The 21,999-nt window shown below is 64.2% G+C and carries 22 protein-coding genes and 1 tRNA gene; 13 read left to right on the forward strand and 10 right to left on the reverse strand.

The genetic code is table 11. The annotated features are described in order from the left end of the window. Window positions 1-99: 99 nt before the first annotated feature. From DEIDE_RS06225 to deoC, 5 genes are read right to left on the reverse strand one after another with little or no spacing between them, the layout of a single operon-like run. Window positions 100-2,148 carry a peptidoglycan D,D-transpeptidase FtsI family protein gene (locus DEIDE_RS06225; RefSeq protein WP_012693104.1) on the reverse strand — a complete coding sequence of 683 codons (2,049 nt, stop codon included), beginning with the start codon at window positions 2,146-2,148 and terminating at the stop codon, window positions 100-102. Then, window positions 2,145-2,684, reverse strand: a complete 540-nt coding sequence (locus tag DEIDE_RS06230) for a hypothetical protein (RefSeq protein WP_012693105.1) — start codon at window positions 2,682-2,684, stop codon at window positions 2,145-2,147. Before DEIDE_RS06230 ends, DEIDE_RS06225 begins: the two co-directional genes overlap by 4 nt. Continuing rightward, a complete protein-coding gene (mreC, locus tag DEIDE_RS06235) occupies window positions 2,681-3,463 on the reverse strand; it encodes a rod shape-determining protein MreC (RefSeq protein WP_012693106.1) in 783 nt (260 codons plus the stop codon). Before mreC ends, DEIDE_RS06230 begins: the two co-directional genes overlap by 4 nt. Beyond that, window positions 3,460-4,056, reverse strand: a complete 597-nt coding sequence (locus tag DEIDE_RS06240; RefSeq protein ID WP_012693107.1) for a Maf family nucleotide pyrophosphatase — start codon at window positions 4,054-4,056, stop codon at window positions 3,460-3,462. The genes mreC and DEIDE_RS06240 overlap by 4 nt, the downstream gene beginning before the upstream one ends. Beyond that, the gene (gene deoC, locus DEIDE_RS06245; RefSeq protein WP_162485405.1) at window positions 4,056-4,718 is read right to left on the reverse strand and encodes a deoxyribose-phosphate aldolase; all 663 of its coding nucleotides are present in this window, start codon (window positions 4,716-4,718) and stop codon (window positions 4,056-4,058) included. Before deoC ends, DEIDE_RS06240 begins: the two co-directional genes overlap by 1 nt. Before the next feature lie 69 nt (window positions 4,719-4,787). Between deoC and prxQ the strand changes: the two genes are divergently transcribed. Both prxQ and rpiA read left to right on the forward strand, forming a co-directional pair. Then, entirely contained in the window at window positions 4,788-5,282 is a 495-nt protein-coding gene (gene prxQ, locus DEIDE_RS06250; RefSeq protein WP_012693109.1) for a thioredoxin-dependent peroxiredoxin PrxQ, read from the forward strand. Beyond that, window positions 5,279-5,965 carry a ribose 5-phosphate isomerase A gene (gene rpiA, locus DEIDE_RS06255; RefSeq protein WP_012693110.1) on the forward strand — a complete coding sequence of 229 codons (687 nt, stop codon included), beginning with the start codon at window positions 5,279-5,281 and terminating at the stop codon, window positions 5,963-5,965. Before prxQ ends, rpiA begins: the two co-directional genes overlap by 4 nt. Before the next feature lie 43 nt (window positions 5,966-6,008). On the opposite strand, the gene DEIDE_RS06260 is transcribed toward rpiA, so the two are convergent. Beyond that, entirely contained in the window at window positions 6,009-8,054 is a 2,046-nt protein-coding gene (locus DEIDE_RS06260) for a thioredoxin domain-containing protein (RefSeq protein WP_041227463.1), read from the reverse strand. A 373-nt stretch (window positions 8,055-8,427) separates the two neighbouring features. Between DEIDE_RS06260 and DEIDE_RS06265 the strand changes: the two genes are divergently transcribed. Next, window positions 8,428-10,257 carry an arginine--tRNA ligase gene (locus DEIDE_RS06265; RefSeq protein ID WP_012693112.1) on the forward strand — a complete coding sequence of 610 codons (1,830 nt, stop codon included), beginning with the start codon at window positions 8,428-8,430 and terminating at the stop codon, window positions 10,255-10,257. 59 nt (window positions 10,258-10,316) lie between these two features. On the opposite strand, the gene DEIDE_RS06270 is transcribed toward DEIDE_RS06265, so the two are convergent. From DEIDE_RS06270 to DEIDE_RS06280, 3 genes are all read right to left on the reverse strand, one after another. Further along, window positions 10,317-11,180 (reverse strand): alpha/beta hydrolase family protein, encoded by an 864-nt coding sequence (locus DEIDE_RS06270; RefSeq protein WP_012693113.1) that lies wholly within the window; start codon window positions 11,178-11,180, stop codon window positions 10,317-10,319. Window positions 11,181-11,236: 56 nt separating this feature from the next. Then, window positions 11,237-12,328 (reverse strand): acyltransferase, encoded by a 1,092-nt coding sequence (locus DEIDE_RS06275; RefSeq protein WP_041227140.1) that lies wholly within the window; start codon window positions 12,326-12,328, stop codon window positions 11,237-11,239. 77 nt (window positions 12,329-12,405) lie between these two features. Beyond that, window positions 12,406-13,515 (reverse strand): prephenate dehydrogenase, encoded by a 1,110-nt coding sequence (locus DEIDE_RS06280; RefSeq protein ID WP_012693115.1) that lies wholly within the window; start codon window positions 13,513-13,515, stop codon window positions 12,406-12,408. Between the two features lie 103 nt (window positions 13,516-13,618). Between DEIDE_RS06280 and DEIDE_RS06285 the strand changes: the two genes are divergently transcribed. Both DEIDE_RS06285 and msrA read left to right on the forward strand, forming a co-directional pair. After that, entirely contained in the window at window positions 13,619-14,371 is a 753-nt protein-coding gene (locus tag DEIDE_RS06285) for a TSUP family transporter (RefSeq protein WP_012693116.1), read from the forward strand. A 63-nt stretch (window positions 14,372-14,434) separates the two neighbouring features. Continuing rightward, window positions 14,435-14,989: a peptide-methionine (S)-S-oxide reductase MsrA gene (msrA, locus tag DEIDE_RS06290; RefSeq protein WP_041227141.1), complete on the forward strand. Its 555-nt coding sequence runs from the start codon at window positions 14,435-14,437 to the stop codon at window positions 14,987-14,989. Between the two features lie 52 nt (window positions 14,990-15,041). Here the strand turns inward: msrA and DEIDE_RS06295 are convergent, their stop codons facing one another. Continuing rightward, on the reverse strand, window positions 15,042-15,707 hold the full coding sequence (locus DEIDE_RS06295) for an MOSC domain-containing protein (RefSeq protein WP_012693118.1): 666 nt from the start codon (window positions 15,705-15,707) through the stop codon (window positions 15,042-15,044). A gap of 203 nt (window positions 15,708-15,910) precedes the next feature. Between DEIDE_RS06295 and DEIDE_RS06300 the strand changes: the two genes are divergently transcribed. The 8 genes from DEIDE_RS06300 to secG all read left to right on the forward strand — a co-directional run bounded on the left by DEIDE_RS06300 (window position 15,911) and on the right by secG (window position 21,741). Next, window positions 15,911-17,353, forward strand: coding sequence for a phospholipase D-like domain-containing protein (locus DEIDE_RS06300; protein ID WP_242402966.1), 1,443 nt, complete (start codon window positions 15,911-15,913; stop codon window positions 17,351-17,353). Window positions 17,354-17,423: 70 nt separating this feature from the next. Then, window positions 17,424-17,894 (forward strand): hypothetical protein, encoded by a 471-nt coding sequence (locus DEIDE_RS06305; protein WP_012693120.1) that lies wholly within the window; start codon window positions 17,424-17,426, stop codon window positions 17,892-17,894. A gap of 32 nt (window positions 17,895-17,926) precedes the next feature. Further along, window positions 17,927-18,250: an RNHCP domain-containing protein gene (locus tag DEIDE_RS06310; protein ID WP_049760512.1), complete on the forward strand. Its 324-nt coding sequence runs from the start codon at window positions 17,927-17,929 to the stop codon at window positions 18,248-18,250. Window positions 18,251-18,324: 74 nt separating this feature from the next. Beyond that, window positions 18,325-18,498, forward strand: a complete 174-nt coding sequence (locus DEIDE_RS19365; protein WP_193589562.1) for a hypothetical protein — start codon at window positions 18,325-18,327, stop codon at window positions 18,496-18,498. Then, window positions 18,495-19,409, forward strand: coding sequence for an MBL fold metallo-hydrolase (locus DEIDE_RS06320; RefSeq protein ID WP_012693123.1), 915 nt, complete (start codon window positions 18,495-18,497; stop codon window positions 19,407-19,409). Before DEIDE_RS19365 ends, DEIDE_RS06320 begins: the two co-directional genes overlap by 4 nt. Further along, a complete protein-coding gene (gene purD, locus DEIDE_RS06325) occupies window positions 19,409-20,659 on the forward strand; it encodes a phosphoribosylamine--glycine ligase (RefSeq protein WP_012693124.1) in 1,251 nt (416 codons plus the stop codon). The genes DEIDE_RS06320 and purD overlap by 1 nt, the downstream gene beginning before the upstream one ends. Window positions 20,660-20,709: 50 nt before the next feature. Then, window positions 20,710-20,792 (forward strand) — tRNA-Leu (locus tag DEIDE_RS06330). A 724-nt stretch (window positions 20,793-21,516) separates the two neighbouring features. Then, window positions 21,517-21,741 carry a preprotein translocase subunit SecG gene (secG, locus tag DEIDE_RS06335; protein ID WP_012693126.1) on the forward strand — a complete coding sequence of 75 codons (225 nt, stop codon included), beginning with the start codon at window positions 21,517-21,519 and terminating at the stop codon, window positions 21,739-21,741. Window positions 21,742-21,999 lie beyond the last annotated feature (258 nt).

Here is a 21,999-nt window from a genome sequence, read left to right on the forward strand (position 1 = left end):
CCGGCCCTGTTCAGGGTGAAAGAAGCAGGCGGCAGCCAAGAATTGTCCTTGCTGCTGCCTGCTTCCCTGGTCATGCCCCGGGGGTGCTGTGGTGCGCTCTTAGGGTTTGGGTGTACTTGCTCCCCGGGCCTCACGAATCGCGTAGACCCGGCGCATGTCTTCCAGCTCGCCCAGGCAGGGCTGCTGCTCGGAAAGCGGCAGGGCACTGAGACGCTCGTCGAGTTTGACGCACCAGCGTGCCGCGAACATCCGTTTCACCGCGCGCAGGGCCGGTCCCGAGCCTTCGCCGCCGTTCTGGAAGAAGGCGACCACCGCAAAGGTCGGCTTTCCGTCCTTGCCGATGGGGCCATAGCCCTCGTACCAGGCATGCGTGTAGGCATAGCCGTCGCGGTAGCTGCGGCCGTTCTCGGCGGTTCCGGTCTTTCCGCCGGTGCGCACTGGAAAGTTCAGGGGGCCGACCTCATGGATCGCCGTACCGTACCGGGTTCCGGCGGTCGTGCCGGCCATGCCTTCCTGAACTAGCTTGAACACGTCGGTGTTGCCGTTGCGCACCACACTGGTAACTGGCTTGCGAGGCTGTTCCTTTCCTCCGACTGCCTTCAACACGGTCATGGGTCGCTGCTGACCATTGTTGATGATGGTGGACATCACCCACGCCACCTGCGCAGGCGTAACCAGGACGTCCCCCTGCCCGATACTCATGATCAGGCCGAAGCCGGGAAACCAGGGGGCCTCGGGTGTGGTGTAGTCATCGATGTTCGACAGCCGGCCGGTCTTTTCGCCCACCAGTTCCAGGCCGGTGGTGCGGTTGTATCCCAGTTCAGTCAGGCGGCTCTTGAGCTGCCGTGAGTAGACGCCCGGAGTGGCCAGCGCAGCTGAATGGTAGTACCAGGGATTGCAGGAGTAGGAGATAGCCAGCCGGCCGTCCACCATGCCAAGTGAGAACCGGGCCCAGTTGTTGAACCGGGCGCGTCCAAAGTAGTACGAGGGAGCGCAGTGTATAGAAAAGTTGCCCCACTTCTCGATGTACATCAGCGTCGTGGCAATCTTGAATACACTGCCTGGGTTGTAGGCCTGTACCACCCGGTTGCTGGTCACGGCGTCCAGGGCGGCGTCCGGCCGGTTCGGGTCCACAGCCCAGTTCTTGGCCTTATGGTCCGGACTCGGCACCCGTGAGAACCAGTTCGGGTCATAGGCCGGGCTGCTGGCCATGGCCAGGACTTCATTGGTGCGCGGATCGAAGGCGATTACCGCGCCGCGGGACAGCTTCTCGGCCGGTTTGCCCCATTTGGCACGCCCCGCATTGATATCGGTCAGACCCTCACGCAGGGCGGTTTCGGCGGTGCGCTGGAGCAGGCTGTCCAGCGTGAGGGTCACGTCCTGTCCCTTCACGCCCTGATCAAGTACGCGTTCGGTCTGCGGCCGGCCATTTGCCGTCACTTCCCGCCGGCGCAGGCCGTTTTTTCCCTGCAAGGTGGTCTGCAGGCTGTATTCCAGCCCCGAACGACCAACCAGATCGCCCACGGTGTAGTTGCCTTCCTCGACCTCACGGGCGTTGGCTTCCGATACGTACCCCAGCAGGTGCCCGGCGAGCTTGCCTTCGGGATAGATCCGCTCGACCCGCTGGCGCAATTCCAGGCTCGGCACCAGCACCACGTATTCGTACAGCGCGGCCAGCCTCTCTTCAGGCACGTTGCGGGCCAGAATCACGTCCGGTTCCTTGCGTGGGTCGGGCTCGCGTGGCTGGCCATCCACCAGCACGTCCTCCTTGATTCCTGCCAGATACCGGATCTTGTCCCAGGAAGGAATGGCCTGCTCCGGGTCCGAAGGATCGCGCCGGCCGGTGTACACCAGATCGACCGCCAGCCGGTTCGTGGCCAGCAGCAGTCCGTCGCGGGTACGGATTTCTCCGCGCATGGCCCGCAGCACCTCATCGCGCTGGTAGTTGCTGGTGGACTGCACCGCAAACTGGCTGTGCTGCGTCACCTGCAACTGGTACAGCCGCGCGCCCATGCCCACCAGGCCCAGCGTAAACGCCAGGGCCATGATGCGGACACGGCCATTTGGAGCGGAGGCTGCCCGCTCCTGTCCGGTGCCGCCACCGGCGCGGCGACGCAGGGTCTGGCGACGCTCTCTGACCCTGCTCATGAAAAGTGCTCTTCCTGGCCGTCACGCGGTCCCATCGCCCAGCTCATGACACGCTCCCATAGCGGCGAAACAAGTAGTGTACCGGCGAACATCACTGGAATGATTCCCAGCAACGTGTCGAGCGTGACCAGTTCCGAGCGCATCCAGTAGGTGAGCAGCAGAAAAACCAGCCACTCGCCCAGCGTGGCCGCCAGAACAGTCAGAAAAGCCTGAAAAATACCGCTGTCACCAAACGAGCGCCGCACGAACAGGACCAGAAGCGCGCCCCCGGCGACACCCGCCGCATGCAGACCGAGCATCCCACCGCCCAGCAGATCCTGCGCCAGTCCCACTCCGTAGGAAGCCAGCAGTGCGGGCAGGGCGGGTATGCGCCAGGCCAGCGCTGCACCTGTCAGCAGAAACAGGTCGGGCGCCGGCAGGCCCAGGGTATCGAACAGGCGAGACAGCAGCCCCTGCACCACGACCAGGGCAAAGATGTACAGCGTCGGCCGGACCCAGCGCGCTGACCCCCGGTGCGCCCGGGCCGAAGCCCTCACACACCCTCCAGGATTGTCACGTCTTCAATCACGCCGACATCAATGGCTGGCTTCACGATAACGCTGCGGTTCACGTCATTTGGCCCGAGGGGCAATACCTTTTCGACGGTGCCAACCCGGATTCCCACCGGATACAGTCCACCGATACTGCTGGTGACCAGAACGTCCCCCTTCTTGACCGGCACACTGCGCGAAAACTCGGCCTTCATGCGGTCAGGCGGCAGCCCGTGTGCCAGTCCGCGCCCGCCCTTGCTCCCCTGAAGTGTGACGCCCACGCTGCTTTCCGGGTCCACCAGGGCGACCACGGTGGACTGACTTTCACTGACGCCCGTGACCTGACCAACCAGGCCGCCCGGTACGGTAACAGGCATCCGGAGTCGGACACCGTCACGCTTGCCCTTGTTGAGGGTCAGCCGGGCCAGGAGGGCGCTGGGGTCCACTGCAATCACCTGTGCAATGCCCAGGGCGTTGGGCGCCTGCGTGGCCGTGATTTTCTCCAGCTGGCGAAGGCGCATGACTTCACGGGTCAGCATCTCGTTGCGCTGCCGAAGCTCGTCGTTCTGTGCCTGAAGCCTGCGCAGGTCGGCGTTCAACCGGCGTTCCTCGAACAGCGTCGAATAGGCGCGGCGCAGGTTATCTGCGGCCACCACCCCGATCCGGCTGACCGGAGCAGTGGCGGCGCGCAGGGCAGTCGGCGCCACTGCCTGGAACCGCAACAGCAGCAGACTGATCAGCAGCAGGCCCACAAAGACCAGCAGGAGCCGGGGCCGTTCCTTCACGCGCCGTGCACCTCATCCCAGACCGGCACGCCAGCGCGGCGTAACAGGGTAATGACCACGCTGAGCGGAAAACCCACCACGTTGGTGTACTCGCCCTCGACCCGGGAGACCAGCGAAGCTCCGAGCGCCTGAATGCCGTAACCACCCGCCTTGTCCATTCCTTCGCCGCTACGGGCATAGAAGGAAATCTCGGCTGCGGTCAGGGGACGGAAGGTCACGTCGGTGCGGGCCACCTCTACCTGCTCCGTGCCTCTGTGCAGGGCGGCCACGCCGGTAAACACCTGATGGCTGCGGCCGGACAGCACACGCAGAAACGCCTCGTTCTCGCTGGTGTCCGCCGGTTTGGCCAGCAGAACGCCTTCACAGGCGACCACCGTGTCTGCTGCCAGCACCACACTCTCCGGGTGCAGTCTGGCCACCGAGCGGCCCTTGAGGAGTGCCAGCTCTGCCGCCAGCCGTGCCGGATCGGTCTCGGTGCTGTCCTCGTCCTCGCCACTGACGACCACCTGAAACGGCACGCCCAGGTTTTCCAGCAGTTCCCGGCGTCTGGGACTGCCGGACGCCAGCACCACGCCCGGATGCCCTGAGGGCATTAGTAGCCCTCGCCGCTCTGCGCGCCAGAAACCAGCGCAACACCACCAGAGGTGCCCAGGCGGGTCGCGCCCGCCGCGATCATCTCTTGCGCGTCGGCGGGCGTGCGGACCCCCCCGGCAGCCTTGATCTGGGCGCGGCCGGCAATGGTGTCGCGCATCAGCGCAACGTCTGCAGGGGTCGCGCCACCCGTTCCGAACCCCGTGCTGGTTTTGACAAAATCCGCCCCGCCAAGCACGGCTGCCTCGGTGGCCCCGCGTTTCTGCTCGTCGCTGAGGTAACACGTCTCGATAATCACCTTCAGTACGTGCTCCGGTATCGCGCGCCGTACCGCTCGGACATCCGCCTCGACGGTGTCCCAGTCGTTGTTCAGTGCGGCACCGATATGAATGACCATATCGACCTCGTGGGCGCCGGCTTCCACACTCAGGCGCGCCTCCACGGCCTTCTGCTCGCTGGACACGGCACCCAGGGGGAAGCCGCACACCGTGGCCACCTTGACCGCGCTGCCCTCCAGTTCGGCGACAGCCTGAGGCACGAACACCGGGTTTACGCAGACCGCGTAGAAGGAATGCTCCCGCGCTTCGGCGCACAGGGTGCGGATATCAGCAGAGGTGGCGGTGGCTTTCAGGAGGGTGTGGTCAATGTACGGCGCGAGCTTCACGCCCCTCAGCATACGCGGGGTGGACTAAGAAAAATAAAGAAACACCTGCTTGCACGCTACCCTGGAAGCATGACCGAACCCCAGCGTATAGAGCCCGGTGCGACCTTCCCCGAATTCAGCCTTCCCGACGCGAGCGGAAAGGCGCACCGTCTTTCCGAGTATGCCGGCCGGTACGTGGTGCTCTACACCTACCCCAAAGACGACACTCCCGGGTGCACCAAGGAAGCCTGCGACTTTCGCGACCACACCCTGCTCAAATCCCTGAATGCCGTGATTCTCGGCGTCAGCCGGGACGATGCCAGCAGCCACGCCCAGTTTGCCGAGAAGTACAGCCTGCCGTTCCCGCTGCTCAGTGACCCGGACGCCGAGTTCCTGAAGAGCATCGGCTCGTACGGCCCCAAGACCCTGTACGGCAAGGTGACCGAAGGGGTCAAGCGTCAGACGTTCCTGATCGGCCCGGACGGACGTCTGGTCAAATCATGGCTGGCCGTCACGGTGGACGGTCATGCCGACGCTGTCGCGGACGCGATCCGGGAACACCAGTCGAAGGAACCGGTTGCATGAGCGATCTGGAGGCACTGAAAAAAGAGGCCGCGGTGCGCGCCGCAGCTCTGGTCGAAAGCGGCATGCGGGTCGGCCTGGGGACGGGCAGCACGGCCAAGTACGCCATCGAGGAACTCGGACGCAGGATCGCCAGCGGTGAACTGAAGGACATAGTGGGGGTGGCGACCAGTGAGGCCAGCGACCAGCTGGCGCGGCAGCTCGGAATTCCGGTTGAGCCGCTTGATCCTCGTCCCCTGGATATTGCCATTGACGGCGCCGATGAAATAGACCCGAAGCTGAACCTGATCAAGGGCCTGGGCGGCGCCCTGCTGCGCGAGAAGCTGACCGAGGTTCAGGCCCGGCGCTTCATTGTGATTGCTGACCACACCAAGACGGTCACGCACCTGGGCGAGAAAGCTCCAGTGCCTGTAGAAATCGCAAAGTTCGGGTTCCTGAGCACCATCGAGCGCCTCAGGGCCATGGGGCTCGGAGGCCGGTTGCGTCAGCCCGGAGCGCAGCCGTACGTGACCGATAACGGCAACCACATCTTCGATGCGCAGCTGCCTGAGTCCTTCGACCCGGCCACCCTGGAACGGCAGTTGAAAGGCACGCTGGGCGTTGTGGAGACCGGGTTCTTTCTGGGCATGGCCGAGCGCGCCTTCGTGGCCTCACCGGATGAGGTCCGGGAACTGACTCCGGTTTAATTTCAGCATGAAGAGTGGGGCGGCCGGACGTGGCCGCCCTTTTTCATTCAGTCCGGAGGCTTCCGAGCTGCCTCGCCAGTTCCTCTGGCGCCTGCGTGGGCAGCTGACAGGCATGATTCACGCAGACGTAGGCTGTTCCTCCGCCGCGGCGCCCTTCGAGCACGGGCAGGTTGCCTCCAGGCTCGGTAAAGGCGAGCGCGGTAAAGGGCAGCGGAAAGCGGGCCGCCACCCGTTCCAGGGGCGCCCTCTCGGCGGCTGTGCCAAGAATGGCGACTTCGGTATGTCCGGCGTGCAGGAATGCAGCCGCCCGCCACAGGCCGCCGAATCCCGACGGAGCCGCCTGCATGTCGGTGCGGAAACTCTGCACCGTGCGCCGGGCGATGGCCTCGGCCTCCTGGTCTGCAAAGTAGCGGTGCATCCACAGCCCCAGCAGGGCCGCCGCCGCATTGTCCGACAGGACCGCCGAGTCGAAACCCTGCACCTGGCGCGACAGCAGGGGCTCCGCCTGGCCTCCTGTGGAATGGAAGACCCCAGCATCCTCGTCCCAGAAGTCCCGGCGGACCAGGGTCCAGAGTTCCCGGGCCCACTCCAGGTGACCCAGATCACCGCCAGCCTGAAACAGAGCCACCAGGCCCAGGCCATACAGCGCGTGGTCCTCCAGCAGACCCTCGACCCTGGCCTGCCCGTCTTTGAAGGTGTGCCGCAGCGTGCCATCCGGCAGCCTGAGTTCACGCCTGACAAATTCAGCGTTCTGACGGGCGATTTCAAGGTAGCGGGGCTCTCCGAGCACACGTGCGGCATCGGCGAAGGCTGCCAGCGCCAGTCCGTTCCAGGAGGTCAGCACCTTGTCGTCGGTACCCGGCTGGGTTCGCTGCTCACGTGCCTCCAGCAGCCGCGCGCGAGCCTGATCCACGCGGCTGTGGAAGGCCTGGGGATCTTCGCCCAGGTCGCGGGCCAGTTGCTCCAGCGGCGTCGGCAGGTGCAGCACGTTCCGGCTGCCGTACTCCCGGCGGTGCGGATCAAGGAAGTTGCCCTGGTCGGTCACACCGTAGACCCGCTCGATCAGGGCAGAATCGCCGCCCAGCACCGCCCGGATTTCAGCCGGGGTCCACGTGAAGGTCAGCCCTTCCACACCGCCGTGGTCGGTGGGTGTATCGGCGTCCTGGGCGCTGTAGAACCCGCCGGCAGGGGAGAGCATCTCGCGCTCCAGATAGGTCAGCGTTTCCCGCGCCAGACGGGCGAAATCCTCGTCGTCCGTATGCTGGTAGGCCTGCACCAGAACACGGGTCAACTGCGCGTTGTCATACAGCATCTTCTCGAAATGAGGCACCAGCCAGCGCTCGTCCACGCTGTACCGGTGGAAGCCGCCGCCGAGCTGATCGTAGATGCCCCCAGCCGCCATACGCCTCAGGGTATGCAGCGCCATGTCACGTCCCTCGGGGCGGGTCAGCAGGAACTCCAGCAAGGTCGGGGCCGGGAACTTGGGCGCGCCACCAAATCCGCCCAGGTCCGCGTCAAACACCCTTCGGAGTTTATCCGGAGCCTGCTGAAGAAAACCGGCCGGAAGGTCCCCCTGCGATGGCCGGGGCCGGCTGGCCTCGCGGATGTGATCGGTCAGCGCCCGGGCATTCCCGGTCAGCTTTTCGCGGTCGTTCTGCCAGGCGTTGGCGATACTGGCCAGCAGGCGCCGGAAGCTGGGCAGGCCGTAGCCGTCCTGAGGCGGAAAGTATGTGCCAGCGTAAAACGGTTCGCCGTCCGGGGTCAGAAAGACGGTCATGGGCCAGCCGCCCTGCCCGGTCATGGCCTGCGTGGCTGTCATGTACACCGCGTCCACGTCCGGCCGTTCCTCACGATCCACCTTGACGCACACGAAGTGCTCGTTCATCTGGGCTGCGGTCGCCTCGTCCTCAAACGACTCGTGAGCCATGACATGACACCAGTGGCAGGTGCTGTATCCCACCGACAGCAGCACCGGCAGGTCACGCTGCCGGGCTTCAGCGAACGCCTCGGGGCTCCAGGGCCACCAGTTCACCGGGTTGTCCTTGTGCTGCAGAAGATACGGGCTGGATTCGGATGCCAGACGGTTCATGTCTCCGAGCGTAGAGGCGCCGGATGAGCGGCTGCGCCACACCATGGTCAGTACATCTTCCGGGGAGGTTTACCCTTGGCAGAGGTTCACAGATCGCGTGGACATGCGGCAGAAATTGGGCAATTGCGGGGCGGTGCGGCGTCCAGTCTCAGTCCTGGGGCGCTGGTCTTCCATAGTTTCCACATTGCCCCGGCGCTTTCATGACGGTTTCAGCAGTTCGCGGATATACGGCAACGTGCCCATTCAAATCTCCGCGCTGGTTCGCTCAACGGCCCGACTGGATTTGTTTTTCCTTTCCCAGATGCTCAGCGGAAGTGGCCGACTGGCCGACAGGTGCTGCCCGCACGCCCCATTCCCGATAGACTCTCTGACTATGGACTTGAAGGCACAACTCAAAGCTGCTGTGGAGGCTGCCGCCCAGAGCATGGGCATACCGGTGGACGCAGCTATTCAGGACACCCCGGCTTCCAAGCCGGGCGATTACGGCACCCCAGCGGCGTTTCAGATGGCGAAGAGCGCCGGTGGAAACCCGGCCCAGATTGCTGCTCAGCTGGCCCAGACGGTGCAGCTGCCCACGGGCATCAAGCGTGTGGAAGCGGCCGGGCCGTTCCTGAACTTCTTCCTGGACACGGCGATGTTCGTGCGCGACGTGGTGGAAAATCCCTTTGTCATGCCGTCTCTGGGCGGCAAGGTGGTTATTGAGCACACCAGCGTCAACCCCAACAAGGAACTGCATGTGGGCCACCTGCGCAACGTGGTGCTGGGCGACAGCATGGCGCGCATCTTCCGTGCCGCCGGCCACACCGTGGAGGTTCAGAACTACATCGATGACACCGGGCGCCAGGCCGCCGAGGCCCTGTTTGCTATCAACCATTACCACCGGGAGTGGGACGGAACTCAGAAGTACGACCACTGGCTGGGAGAAGGGTACGTTCGCCTGAATGCCGACCCCGCCAAACCCGACCTGGAAGAGGGCATCAGCGCGATCATGCACCGCCTGGAAGCCGGCGTTTTGCGCGGAGAGGTCGAGAAGGTCGTGACTGCGCACCTGCAAACCTGCTTCCGCCTGGGCGCCCGCTACGATCTGCTCAACTGGGAGTCGGACGTGGTCGGCAGTGGTTTCCTGACGCAGGCCATGAACATCCTGGAGAGCAGCCGCTACACGTCCAGGCCAACCGAGGGGAAGTACGCCGGCGCCTTTGTGATGGACGTCTCCGAGTTCATGCCAGGTCTGGAAGAATCCAATGTGGTGCTGGTGCGTTCCGACGGCACGGCCATGTATGCCGCCAAGGACATCGGGTATCAGTTCTGGAAGTTCGGTCTGTTCGAGGGAATGAAATTCAAACCGTTCATGACTGATCCCGACGGCAACACCGTGTGGACCAGTGCTCCGGACGGGGAGCCCGACGTGCAGCGCCGCTTCGGCCACGCCGACGAGGTCATCAATGTGATCGACTCGCGTCAGGATCACCCGCAGACGGTGGTGCGCTCCAGCCTGGGGGTTGCGGGCCAGTACGAGAAGAAGGACCGCAGTATTCACCTGTCCTACGCCTTCGTGACTCTGGAAGGACAGACCATCAGTGGCCGCAAGGGCATTGCCGTGAGCGCTGACGACGCCATGGACGAGGCCGAGAAGCGTGCGCTCGCGGCCCTGACCGAACTCAACCCGGATCTGGCTGCCCGCGAGGACGCGGCCGAGATTGCCCGGCGAATCGGTATCGGTGCAATCCGCTTTGCCATGTTGAAGGCCGAACCCACCCGCAAAATCGACTTCCGCTGGGAGCAGGCCCTGGCCCTGAACGGCGATACCGCGCCCTACGTGCAGTACGCCGCTGTCCGTGCCGCCAGCATTCTGCGCAAGGCCCAGGAGGCCGGGCACAACATTAACGGCAGCGGCGCCGACTGGGACGCGCTGCCGGATGTGGACCTGGCCCTGGCCAAGATGGTGGCCCGCCTTCCTGAAGTGGTCGCTCAGAGCGTGCGAGTCCACTCTCCGCACGTGGTGGCCCAGTACGCGCTGGACCTGGCGACGGCTTTCAATGCCTGGTTCAATGCCAAAGACCGGCAGGGCAAACCGGCCACGAATGTGCTTCAGTCCGAGCCCGGCCTGCGCGAAGCCCGCCTCGCGCTGGTCGGTCGCCTGCGCCGCGCCTTCGAGGAAACGCTGGACCTGATCGGCATTGAGGTTCCCGCCGCGATGTAAGGCAGCATAAGGAAAGGGGGCTGGGCACATGCATGTGCCCAGCCCCCCTTTTTGGGGACTCAGTGTTTGCGTGCCGTCGTGCCCAGTTCAAGCCTCTGGAAAAAGGAGGTGATGCGCCGTGCCATGTCCTGGGAGAACCGGTTGGCACCGAGGTGCGGTCCACTGAGGGTCACGAACTCACTGAGCTCCGGCTGGGCCAGAGCATACAGCCGCTCACTGTTGGAGTGCAGGGGAACCGTGGCGTCATCGGGGCTTCCCGCCACGAACAGCGGCAGCATGGGCGCCAGATGCGCCTGATGCAGCGGGTCCAGATCCGTTGGAGGTGGGCCGGTCAGGCGGTAAGCAGCGCTGATCTCGTTCCGGCGGCTGGTTGCTGTGCCCCAGGCGCCCCGCAGGTCGGCCCAGGCATCGACGAGGGCCAGGCCATGGACTGTGTAAGGGCTGCCCGGCAGGGCGCTGCGCAGCGCCATCAAGCCCCCCATGCTGAAGCCGACGGCATAGGTGCGGCTGTTCCACTTGAAACGTCCCGTAGCTTCGAACTGTGTCTGGGCCACCTGGGTCAGGGCGTCCGGGCTGCCCCAGGTGGTGGGGCCTCCGTCACCGCTGATCAGTACGGCAAAGCGGGCCTTGAGCAGGCTTTCGCTGAGGGTCAGGATTCCGGAGCTGCGGACCATCCGGTCAGCGTCCTGGGCCCGGGGGTGCGAGATGATGACCAGCGGGCAGGAGGTGACCTGACAGCGGTCCGGCACCAGCAGGTATGACCGGACGCCCAGCACGTCCAGTGGTTGGGCAGTCCGGGTGGTTCCGGCTGGAGCAGCCTGAACCGCTGGAGGGGGCGAAGTAGTGGCAGTGGCCGCCTGGGCGTTCAGGGGCGTCCAGGCCACCAGCAGAGTCAGAAGCAGAGATCGTCGCGAAAGTTGCACTGGCGCGTACTGTAGCGCGGTTCGTCTGACGGTGGCCTGACGGGATGACAGCGGTCTCAGCGGCCAAACACCCAGGTGCTGAGGCGGGTACGCAGCAGGGCGCGTCCGAGGATGGCCGGGACCAGCAGTGCGACCAGGGCATAGATGACAACCTGCGCCAGCATGAGAGCGGGTGGGCCGAGCGGTGCCCGCCATAATTCCAGGGCCTGAAGGACCGCCGGATGCAGCAGGTAGATCTGAAGACTGACCGTGCCCAGGGTCGCGACCGCAACCCGCACCCTGTCAGGCCCACGCTGCAGCCGGTGGGCAAGCCCCATCAGGGCCAGAGCCACCAGCGCCGTAAATGTCCAGCTCAGCGTGCTGTAAATCAGCGGCGTGACTCTTTCTCCACGTACGTAGGCCAGGGCCACCGGCAGGTACAGGGCGTACGCGGCTGCCAGCAGCGGCAGCAGAATGACGCGCCGCCGCCGCCACCAGTCCTCGAACTCCCCGAAGCGTGCGCCCACGGCGACACCCAGGGTGATGGGCAGGACATACCAGAATGCAGTGCTGGCCGGGAACTGCAGGTGCAGCACTTCCTTGTTCAGGAAATAAGCTCCAATCTGAGCGGCCAGTCCAGCGAGCAGCGCAACACTGACGCTAGGCCGGCGGCGCGCCAGGGGAAGCAGCAGAGGCAGCACCAGATAGACCTCCAGTGCGACCAGCAGGAAATACAGATGATAACTGCCCTTGCCGTACGCCAGCCAGGTCCACCACCTCTGGGGATCTTCGAGGCTGGCAGCGTCGCGCTGGCCGGTCCAGACATACCAGAGGATATACAGCACGCTCCACAGGAGGTACGGCCAGCCGCCCCGGGTCAGGCGCCGCCAGTAGTACTGCCCCGGGTTGAAGCGCCTCAGCAGGCTGTTGGTCAGAACCACGCACGACAGAAACACGAAGGCCGGCACAGCGAAATGCAGGCTGCGGTTCAATATCGTCAGCGCGTCGTGGGTGAGGCTGCCGGGGGTAGCGTGCCGGAGCGCCATGCCACTGGCATGGTGGCCGACCACCTCCAGGATGGTCAGGCCCCGGAACACATCTATGGCACTCAGGCGGTCAGAAGCGGCCGCTGTGTCCGTGGCGGAAGGTGGGGAAGAAGCGTCAGTCATAGAGACCTGCCGCGCAAAAGACACACATCGCCCGAGCATGCCACGTCAGAGGGACCGTAAGGTGAAACCCCGGTGACTCAGGACCGGCCTCTCACCTCAAAGCCTGCCCCGGTCAGGATCCCGGCGGCGCGCTGCACTTCCTCGGGGCTTTCCAACCCGAGCCGCAGCGCGCCGCCCTCCTCACGGATGGCCAGCACCTCGATGTCCTTGATATTGACGCCTTCTGCCCCTAAGGCCTGGGTTACTGCTCCAATCTGGTTCGGCCTGTCCGGCACGGCGACCACCAGGTCGTGTTTCTGCGGCAGCAGGCTGCGTTTGACCACCGGCAGGCTGTCGCGTGTGCGCTTGCCCTCGTAGGCAGCGGCCAGCAGTTCTTCAGGTTCGTCGAGGTCCGCCTCCAGGCGTTCGAGCTGCCGCCGGAAGCGCTCGAGTGCGCAGCGCAGCGCCTCCTTGTTTTCCACGATCATGTCGCGGCTCATGCGCGGATCCCCACTGGCCACCCGGGTCAGATCGCGGAAGCCCCCCGCTGCCAGCAGGCTCAGACGTTCGTCTCGCGCCACCATATGGGTCAGGGCCAGACTTGCCAGGTAGGGCAGATGGCTGATGGTGGCGACCAGGTCATCATGCGCTGCGGGTGGCATCACCACAGGAGCAGCTCCCAGATGCTCGACCAGCGTGCGTGCCCGGCTCAGTGCGGTCAGCGGCGTGTGGTCGGTGGGGGTCAGCACCCATACGGCGTTTTCCAACAGTGCGGCGCGGGCGTGCACTACGCCGCCGCGTTCACTGCCAGCCATGGGGTGACCGGGCACAAAATGGCGCACACCCAGCCGCTCCATCTCGGCTGCGATACCGCTCTTGACGCTGCCCACATCAGTGACCAGGGCGGCGGGATTCAGGAAGGGCGCCAGCTCACGGGCCAGCGGTTCCAGAGCGCGCATGGGAGCTGCCAGAACAACCAGGTCCGCCTCGCGCAGCCACTCGCCAGGACTGATACGAACCTCGTCCACTACGCCAAGGGCCTCGGCCTCGCGCAGCACATCCATGCTGGCGTCCAGGCCGACCACACGGCGCGCCAGGAACCGCTGACGCAGGCCAAGCGCCACACTGCCCCCGATCAGCCCCACGCCTGCGACCACCGCCGTATCGAACAGGGGCGGAGGGGTTGCGGGCACGGCACGGTCACTCATATGGCGAGGCTAGCACGCGTTTTTCGCCTTCTGCTGCTGGCAGGCCAGACACGGCCATGCTGGTGCGGCAACCCGGCGCCGGGAGCCTGCTACAGTCCTGGTCGTGCCCGGCCCCGAAGTGCTTCTCTACGGTCTTCCACTTGCCTTTCTGGCTGGATTTATTGACGCTGTTGCAGGTGGTGGCGGCACCATCACGCTTCCTACGCTGTTTTTTATGGGGCTGAGCCCCGCGCAGGCGGTGGCCACCAACAAACTGCTGGCCATTTTCGGCTCGGGCAGCGCCACCGTGCAGTACTGGCGCAAGGGCCATGTGGACCGTGACCTGGTGGTGCGGCTGATCCCGCTGGCGCTGGCGGGAAGTGCGCTGGGTGCCTACCTGGTACATTTCATCGACCCCGACGCCTTTCGGACGCTGGTGGGAATAGTGATTCTGGGCGTGGGCGCGCTGGTACTGGTCAACAAGCGCTTTGGTATGGAAGACCGGTTTCCGGGGCTGACCACCCGTGTCCTGGCCCTGACCCTGCCGGGTGCGTTTGTGATCGGTCTCTATGACGGCTTCCTTGGCCCCGGCACCGGCACGTTCCTGATGTTCCTGTTCGCGCTGGTGGGCTTCAACCTGGTCCGTTCCAGTGGCAACGCCCGCACCATCAACTTTGCCACCAATCTGGGCGCCTTCCTCTTTTTCCTGGTCGGCGGGCAGATGGTCTGGTGGATCGGCCTGCCCATGGGGGTGGCGAACGCCCTGGGAGCGGCCCTGGGCGCCCGCATGGCTATGCTGCGCGGCAGCGGTTTCGTGAAGGGCATGTACGCCCTGATTGTGCTGCTGGTGGCGGCCCGCCTCTTCCTGGTTCATTAATGTCTGCGCGTCAATGGTGAGGCCTGCGGGGTGCGCGTGTTCTGCAGACGCCAGAATGCCGCCATGACCGACACCGCAATGCAGGGCATGCAGCAGGCTATTCTCGCCGGGGGCTGTTTCTGGTGCACCGAGGCCGTGATGAAGGACCTGCGTGGGGTTCATAAGGTAGAAAGCGGCTATATCGGCGGCCATACGGCGCGGCCGGACTACCGCAGCGTATGCAGTGGCACGACCGGTTATGCCGAGGCCGTGAGGGTGACCTTCGACCCGGCCCAGGTGAGCTTCCGCGACCTGCTGGGGCTGTTTTTTGCAACGCACGACCCCACCACGCTCAATCGGCAGGGCGCCGACGTGGGGACGCAGTACCGCAGCGCTGTGTTTCCGCTGACCCCGGAGCAGGAACGCGAGACCCGTGAGATGATTGCCGACCTGAACGCTCAGAACATTTTCGAGGCGCCGATCGTGACCACCATCGAACCGGCCTCTGAATTTTTCGTGGCCGAGGCCTATCACCAGGACTACTACGCCAATAACCCGAATGACGGTTACTGCCGGGCGGTCATAGCACCGAAGGTCGCCAAGCTGAGGCAATACTACGGGGAGAAACTTCGCGCCTGAACAAGAAAAGCAGGGCCCGCACGTTAAGTTGTGCGGGCCCTGCTTCCTAAACTTACTGGCGCAGGCTGGTCAGCCGCTCCTTGATGTCTTTACGAAACCGTTCTGCCACCGGAAAGGTGAGATAGGACTCGAGGAGCTCCGCCTCCGGTGCCTTGGCATACACCATATCGAACAGGTCGCCTACCGTCGGCGCCAGTGGATCGCCTGGAAGATAGGTGACGGCGTCACCGCGCCCAACGGTGCCCCCGGCCAGAACCCGGGTGTAGAAGCCGGGCCGGCGTTCCTGGGCAAACCGCTTCACGAAACCCGCGTCAGCCATGTGAGCACCCAGGGTGTCGCAGGGGATTCGGGGTGCCGTGACTTCCAGCACGACGGCCTCGCCGTCCAGGCGACGTAACTCCAACCGGTCGCCCACCCGCACCTGAGCGGATTCCAGGCCGCTGACCACCAGATTTTCGCCAAAGGTTCCCGGAATCTGCTCAGCGCCCATTCGCTCGGCCCAGGCGTCATAGTCCTCGCGGGTATACACATACACCGCCTGATCCGCGCCCCCGTGGTAGCGGCGGTCCATGACCCGGTCACCTTCGAGCCCGGCAGGGGTGACGCGCACCCGGCCCGGCACCGCGTGTTTGACGATGCCGGTGACCTTGGTGCGGTTGCCCACCTGCAGGGCTGTAGGTTGCCCCACATTCACGCTGATCACCTTCATGCTGGTCATGAGGGCAGGCTAGCAGGAAGTGTGAAGGTGCCCGTTCAAGGCTGCCCACTAGGCTGATCGCCATGCTGTTCCGCTGCTCACACCTGATTTCGCGTTGCTGGCGAATCCTGGTGTGGGCGTCCATGCTGGGCTGTTGGACAGAAGCCAGCGCGCGGGCCACTTTTCCTTCTGAAATTCGCAGCGCCGGGATAGGTGCCTTTCAGGTGCCCCTCGACCCTCTGCCTGCGCCCAATCGACTTGCCCTTGACGGCCTGGGGGTGGTGAGCCCCTGCCCCAGGCCTGAAGCTCCGCTGGACCGCATCCTGTACGACCATCTGGACGGCGAAGGAGCTGCGCTGAGCTGTGGCAATGCGTTTGCGTCGCTGGTGCACTTTCCGGACGCCGGGCCTCTCAACCCCTCGCAGGCCAGTGGCCCCTTGGGAGCTTTCGCGGTGCTGGCAGATTCCATCCGTGGAGCACGGCGGGAAGTGCTGCTGGAGAACATGATCTGGGACGATGATCAGCCCGGGCGCACCACGCCCGCCCCCGGTGCGCTGATTGCCCAGGCGATCGCGGACCTGAGACGGGACGTTCGCGACCACCCGGAACGCTATCCACAGGGAGTGAGCGTGCGGCTTCTGCTGGGCAACTCCGTGCGCCTGGACAGCCTGCTGAACCCTGAATCCAGTGCCTACAGCGCCGCAAGACACCTGCTGCTGGCTGGCGTTCCACTGGCCGGCGACCCTGTGCCCGGCTGGCACCTGGAAATCGCAAATTACGCCTATTTTGCGCCGCATGACCACGCCAAGCTGCTGATCGTGGACGGTGAGGAGGTGTCTGCCGGAGGCTACAACATCAGCTGGTTTCATGTGCCGCTGCGCACACGCGGAGGCCGCGACCTGACTGACCTCGCCCTGCGGGTGCGCGGCCCGGTGGCCCGGCACGCAGTAGCAGCATTCCGCGATGCCTGGCTGCTCAGCCGGACGTTGCAATGCCCGGAGGGCGTGACGCCCGCCACCCTGCAGAGTTGTGCGCTGGGGACCCAGGCGCAACCCTTTACGCTGATCTGGTCCAGTCCACCCACTCCAGTGGGGTCGTCCCGGGTGTACGGGCTTTACCGCCGCTCCGGGTACAACGGGGCAGACGACGCCATGACTGCCCTGCTCGGAGCGGCCCGGACCCGCATCGACCTGATGCAGTCGCAGGTCAGCGGGACCCTGCGCTGCAGCCTGAGCCTGCTGGCTCCCGGCGGCTGTCCCTTTCCCGCTGAGCACCTGCCGGTGTGGCAGGCCATCATCGGTGCCGTGCGCGAGCGGGGTGTACAGGTCCGGTTGGTGGTGGACCACGACCCCGCCCTGCAACTGGAGACGCTGGCCTTCCTGGCTGGCGTTCAGGCCGCCCTCAGACCTCTGGGCCTTCAGCATCACGTGCAGGCGCGCTGGTCCGGGACCGACGGTGGACTGCATTCCAAGGCCGCCCTGATCGACGGGCAGATGCTGACCGTCGGCAGCCAGAACCTGCATTTTTCCTCCTTCGGTGACCGGGGCCTGAATGAATACACCCTGGCGACCAGTGACCCGGCTGCTCTGGAGGCCGGGCAGCGGACCTTCGAGTTCGAGTGGGGCCGGAGCCGTCCGCTAAGCCTTCCGTCGTGGCTGCGCCCCTGAGCGCACCACCGGCGCATGGCTGGTGAGATTCGTCCCGCTGCCCGGGGCAAGGCCGTGCTGAAATAGACGGGTGACGCCTCAAAAGTCTCCATCAGCTCCACAACCGGCGTCCGGACCGGACAGTCCCTTCGATCCGGCTCTGGCAGACGCTGGCCGGATCCCGACACTGGTGGTGTTGTGGGGCTTGTTTACCCTGTCAAGCACCCCCTTCCTGGGTCGGCTGTTGCAGGGTGAGACCACTCTTTTTGCTCAGAATGTCCTGTACACCTGCGCCACTGCGGTATTACTGGTCCTGGTCTGGCGCGGCAGCGTGTGGGCCTGGCGCCTGACCGTGTCGTTCAGCATTTTTACCGGCCTGGTGGTGTTCGTGGTCGGCATGCTGGCTGGTGCAAACTCCTGGATGGGCTGGCTGGTGAGTGCAGCCGGAATCGGATTTCTGCTGCTGGCCTGCTGTCTGGTCGCCATTCCCAGCATCCGGTCATTCCTCGACAGCCGCTGGGCTGCGCGCCGCAGGAGCACCCCAGCCCGGAGCCGCCCGTGACCGGGGGGCCTGAGACTGGTGGGCGCCGGTTCATGGTGCAGGGTACCAACAATGCCTTCGCCTGTGGACACTGCGGCGCTGAGGTTCAGCCGCTTCAGAACGGCAGTGTCCGCAACCATTGCCCCGAGTGCCTTCATAGCAAACATGTCGATATCAATCCGGGAGACCGGGCCAGCACCTGCCACGGGCTGATGCAGCCGGTCGCTGTGGAGCAGAGTGGCAAGAAAGGCTGGTTGATCGTGCACCAGTGCGTCAGATGCGGATTTACCGGGCGCAACAAGGCGGCGCTCGATGATCCGCAGCAGCCTGACAGCTGGGACGCCATGATCCGGCTCAGCGCCCGTCCGCCGATTTAGGCCGGCGCCCGACACCTCTGCCGTGACAGTCAAGGTGCCTGGCCGCCGGAATGTGGATTGCTACACTCCTGGGCATGGTTCTTTGGCTGGTGGTGGTTTTCATTCTGCTCAGTGCGACCCTGATACTCGCGCTGTCGTTCGGTCCATTGAAGACGGCAGAGAATATCCGGGTCATCCGGATGTTCGCAGCTGTTCAGTACCTTGCGGCGCTGCTGCTGGCACTGGCGCGCCTGATGGGTCGTGCATGAACGGGCCGCAATTGATTGACCTGCACTTTCAGGAGACCCCGGGCGTCATTGCGGCCCATGTCCTGGATACCGGTGATGGCCTGGCTCTTGTCGATCCGGGCCCTGGCAGCACGCTGGACGCTCTCGAAGCTGGTCTGAATACCCTGGGGGCTGAGCTCAGCGATGTCCGGCACGTTCTGTTGACGCATATTCACTTTGATCATGCGGGGGCGGCGGGTACCGTGCTGGCCCGCGTGCCCCGGGCCAGGGTCTACGTTCACGGACGCGGAGCAGGTCATCTTGTGAGCCCGGAACGGCTGGTCGCCAGCGCCACCCAGATTTACGGCGACCAGATGGACCGCCTGTGGGGCGTGATGCAGCCGGTTGATCAGGACCGCCTGACTCCCCTGGAGGACGGGCAGACATTGCGTCTGGGGCGGGCCGAGGCCCGGGTGCTGTACACCCCGGGGCACGCCGTGCATCACGTGGCCTATCACATCGGAGACGACCTGTTTGTCGGAGACGTAGGCGGTGTCCGGCTGGACCCCCGGCAGACGCCGCGTGCGCCTACCCCTCCGCCAGATATTCAGCTTGATGACTGGAAACAGAGCATTTCGACCTTGCGCGTCCTCGACGCCCGTACGCTGCAGCTGACCCATTTCGGTGCCCATCCTCAGGAGGCTGCCCACTGGGACGGACTGCTTAACAACATGGAGCTCGACGCCAGCCGGATACGGGAGGGAATGGAGCGGGGCCAGTCGTTCGAGGCCATCTCCGAGGAATACACCGAGGTCCTGATGGCCGAGCTGGCGGCCGAGGGTATTCACCTGCCCGCCCGCTATGAATTTGCCTGCCCGCCCTGGATGAGTGTGCAGGGCCTGATGCGTTACTGGCAGCGGCAGTCCGTCCGCAGCGGAAGGGGAGACGCCTGATGCGCGTTCTGGTGATCGGCGGCGGCGGCCGTGAGCACGCCATCGTGGCGGCGTGTACCCGCCATGGTCATGAAGTGCTGTGTACTCCGGCAAATCCCGGCATTGCCAGACAGGCGCGTGTGCTACACAGCCCGCAGGACGCTGCTTCCCTGGCCCGATTGGCGCAGCAGGAAGCCGTGGACCTGGTGATCGTCGGTCCCGAGGCCTACCTTGCTGCTGGAGTGGTGGATGCCTGCACAGCGCTGGGCATTCCGGCCTTCGGCCCTACCCAGGCGGCCAGCCGGCTCGAAGGAGACAAGGCCTGGAGCAAGGCCTTCATGGCCAGGCATGGGATTCCTACTGCTCAGCACCTGACTTTTGACAACCTTGAAGACGCGCTGGCGCACGTGCGTGGCCTGCGGACACCAATTGTGGTTAAAGATGCTGGTCTCAAGGCAGGCAAGGGCGTGACTATTGCGCACAGCCACGAAGAGGCTGGAGCCGCCCTGAGAGACATCTTCAGCGAGGCGGGGGCCAAGGCCGTCATCGAAGACTTCATGACCGGGCAGGAAGTCACGATCCTGGCCCTGACCGACGGAGTGCGCTATGCCCTGACGCCTCCCAGTCAGGACCACAAGACCATTTACGAGGGCGATACCGGCCCGATGACCGGTGGCATGGGTGTGATCTGCCCATTCCCGGTGCCTGACGACGCCCTCTCGCTGATCCGCGAGACGATTATCATTCCGACGCTCCGGGGCATGGAAGCAGAAGGTGTGCCGTTCCGTGGTGTGCTCTACGCCGGACTGATGCTTACTCCCCAGGGCCCCAAGGTGGTGGAGTTTAACGCCCGGTTCGGTGATCCCGAGGCTGAGGCCGTATTGCCGCTGCTGGCAAGTGATCTCGCGCAGCATGCCCTGGAGGCAGCGCAGGGCCGGCTGGACCCTGATGCCGTGCAGTTCCAGCGTGGGGCCAGCGCCGTGGTGATTCTGGCGGCTCCGGGGTATCCCGCCGAGCCTGTGCGTGACATCCCTATTACCCTGCCGCCCGAGCCATCCGGGACAGCCATCTTTCACGCAGGAACCCGTCAGGACGGTGAGGTACTGCGGAGCAATGGGGGCCGCGTTCTGGCAGTAACTGCGACCGCCACTACTCTTCAGGAAGCCCTGAGCGGGGCCTATTCGCTGGCCGACCAGATCGATTTCCCTGGCGCGCAGATGCGCCGGGATATTGGTCACCGGATCGGGTTGGCTCCTGGAGCTGAGGTTTGACCGCGGGCCGTCCCCGCGCTACCATTCTCCACGGCAAGCTCCCCGGGCGTGCCGGTGTGGCGGAATTGGTAGACGCACTCGACTCAAAATCGAACGGGAAACCGTAGGGGTTCGAGTCCCCTCACCGGCACCAAATTAGAGCGCCTCGTCCTTGGACGGGGCGCTCGCTTTTATCGAGGAGAGGAAAAGAAAATCAGGCAGGCTGATTGCCGCTACAGATTGAGCCGAAGGATCTTCGGCTCAGGTCATGAGGGTCAGAGAATCCGAAGGCGACTGTTAGGTTTGAAAAGCCTTCCTCTGTGCCCTTTTTCATGGTCTGGGAAGTCACGTCATGTGGATAGTGCAGTTTGGGCAGCGCGCTTAGCAAGCAGGTGTGTAGCTACATGCGCCGCAAGAGGACGGCCGGGCAGGAAGCCTTGCGCGCTCATTACGCCTGTATCTTGCAGGGCTTTCCGAAAATGCTGCTCGCGTCTGGCTTCAAGGGCAGCCTTGTCCTTGCACCAGCTGAATGTGGTTGCTTCGGCAGACTTCCTCTGGCAACAGAGCTCATTTGTCTGGCACTCCTGACCCTTTATGGTCGGCTGATATGCTTTTCAAACACCAAGGCAGATCACTTCAAGAATTGTGTGCACCAAAATTCAGTCCGCTTGAGAAAATTATCAGTGACGACAGCAATTCCTGGCGTGACACGCTACGCCGGCGCTTCGGGTCTTCTGATATGCAGCCCGCGCCAATGGTCTTCAGCAGATCGTGGTTTGTCTGGCTGCCGTGTATAGTGGAAAGCTGTATGGTGCCCCGTGAGAAGTCAAACGGGCAAGCCGGAGGCATAGCTTACCGGTAGCGCCGAAGAGGTTCCCATGATCCTGAATCTATTTATTGTTCTGTTCGCCTTGATCTGCCTGGCACTGGTGTTTTTCGTATTGCTTCAGGTGCCCAAACAGGCTGGTCTGTCCGCCAGTATGGCGTCCGGCGGCTCCCTATTGGGGGGGCGGGGAGTGGAAGGCGGCCTTATTCGGGTCACGAGTGTACTGGGAGGCTTCTTCATGCTACTTGCACTCCTGATCTCCTTTATTTCTCGCTGAGACCACCTTATTCTGTGTTGCCCGGCTCATCGTGGAGCCGGGCAGTCGTCATATCTGGAGCTGACAAACATAGGATCGGCAACAAACCAATCCACAATTGTAGTACCTAACACCGTAAGCATGGTCAGATCGTAAGAGCAACCCTTGACCAAACCTAGGCCAATTCATATAGTGACCACGCTGGAAACTCAGAAATCCCTCTCGTGTAGACCCCTTGGCTGGCATCTGCTGCCTTTGGCTATACACGGTCCAGTCTTA

Origin of the sequence: Deinococcus deserti VCD115 (genome assembly GCF_000020685.1) — a bacterium.
In the GTDB taxonomy this organism is placed as follows: Bacteria; Deinococcota; Deinococci; order Deinococcales; family Deinococcaceae; genus Deinococcus; species Deinococcus deserti.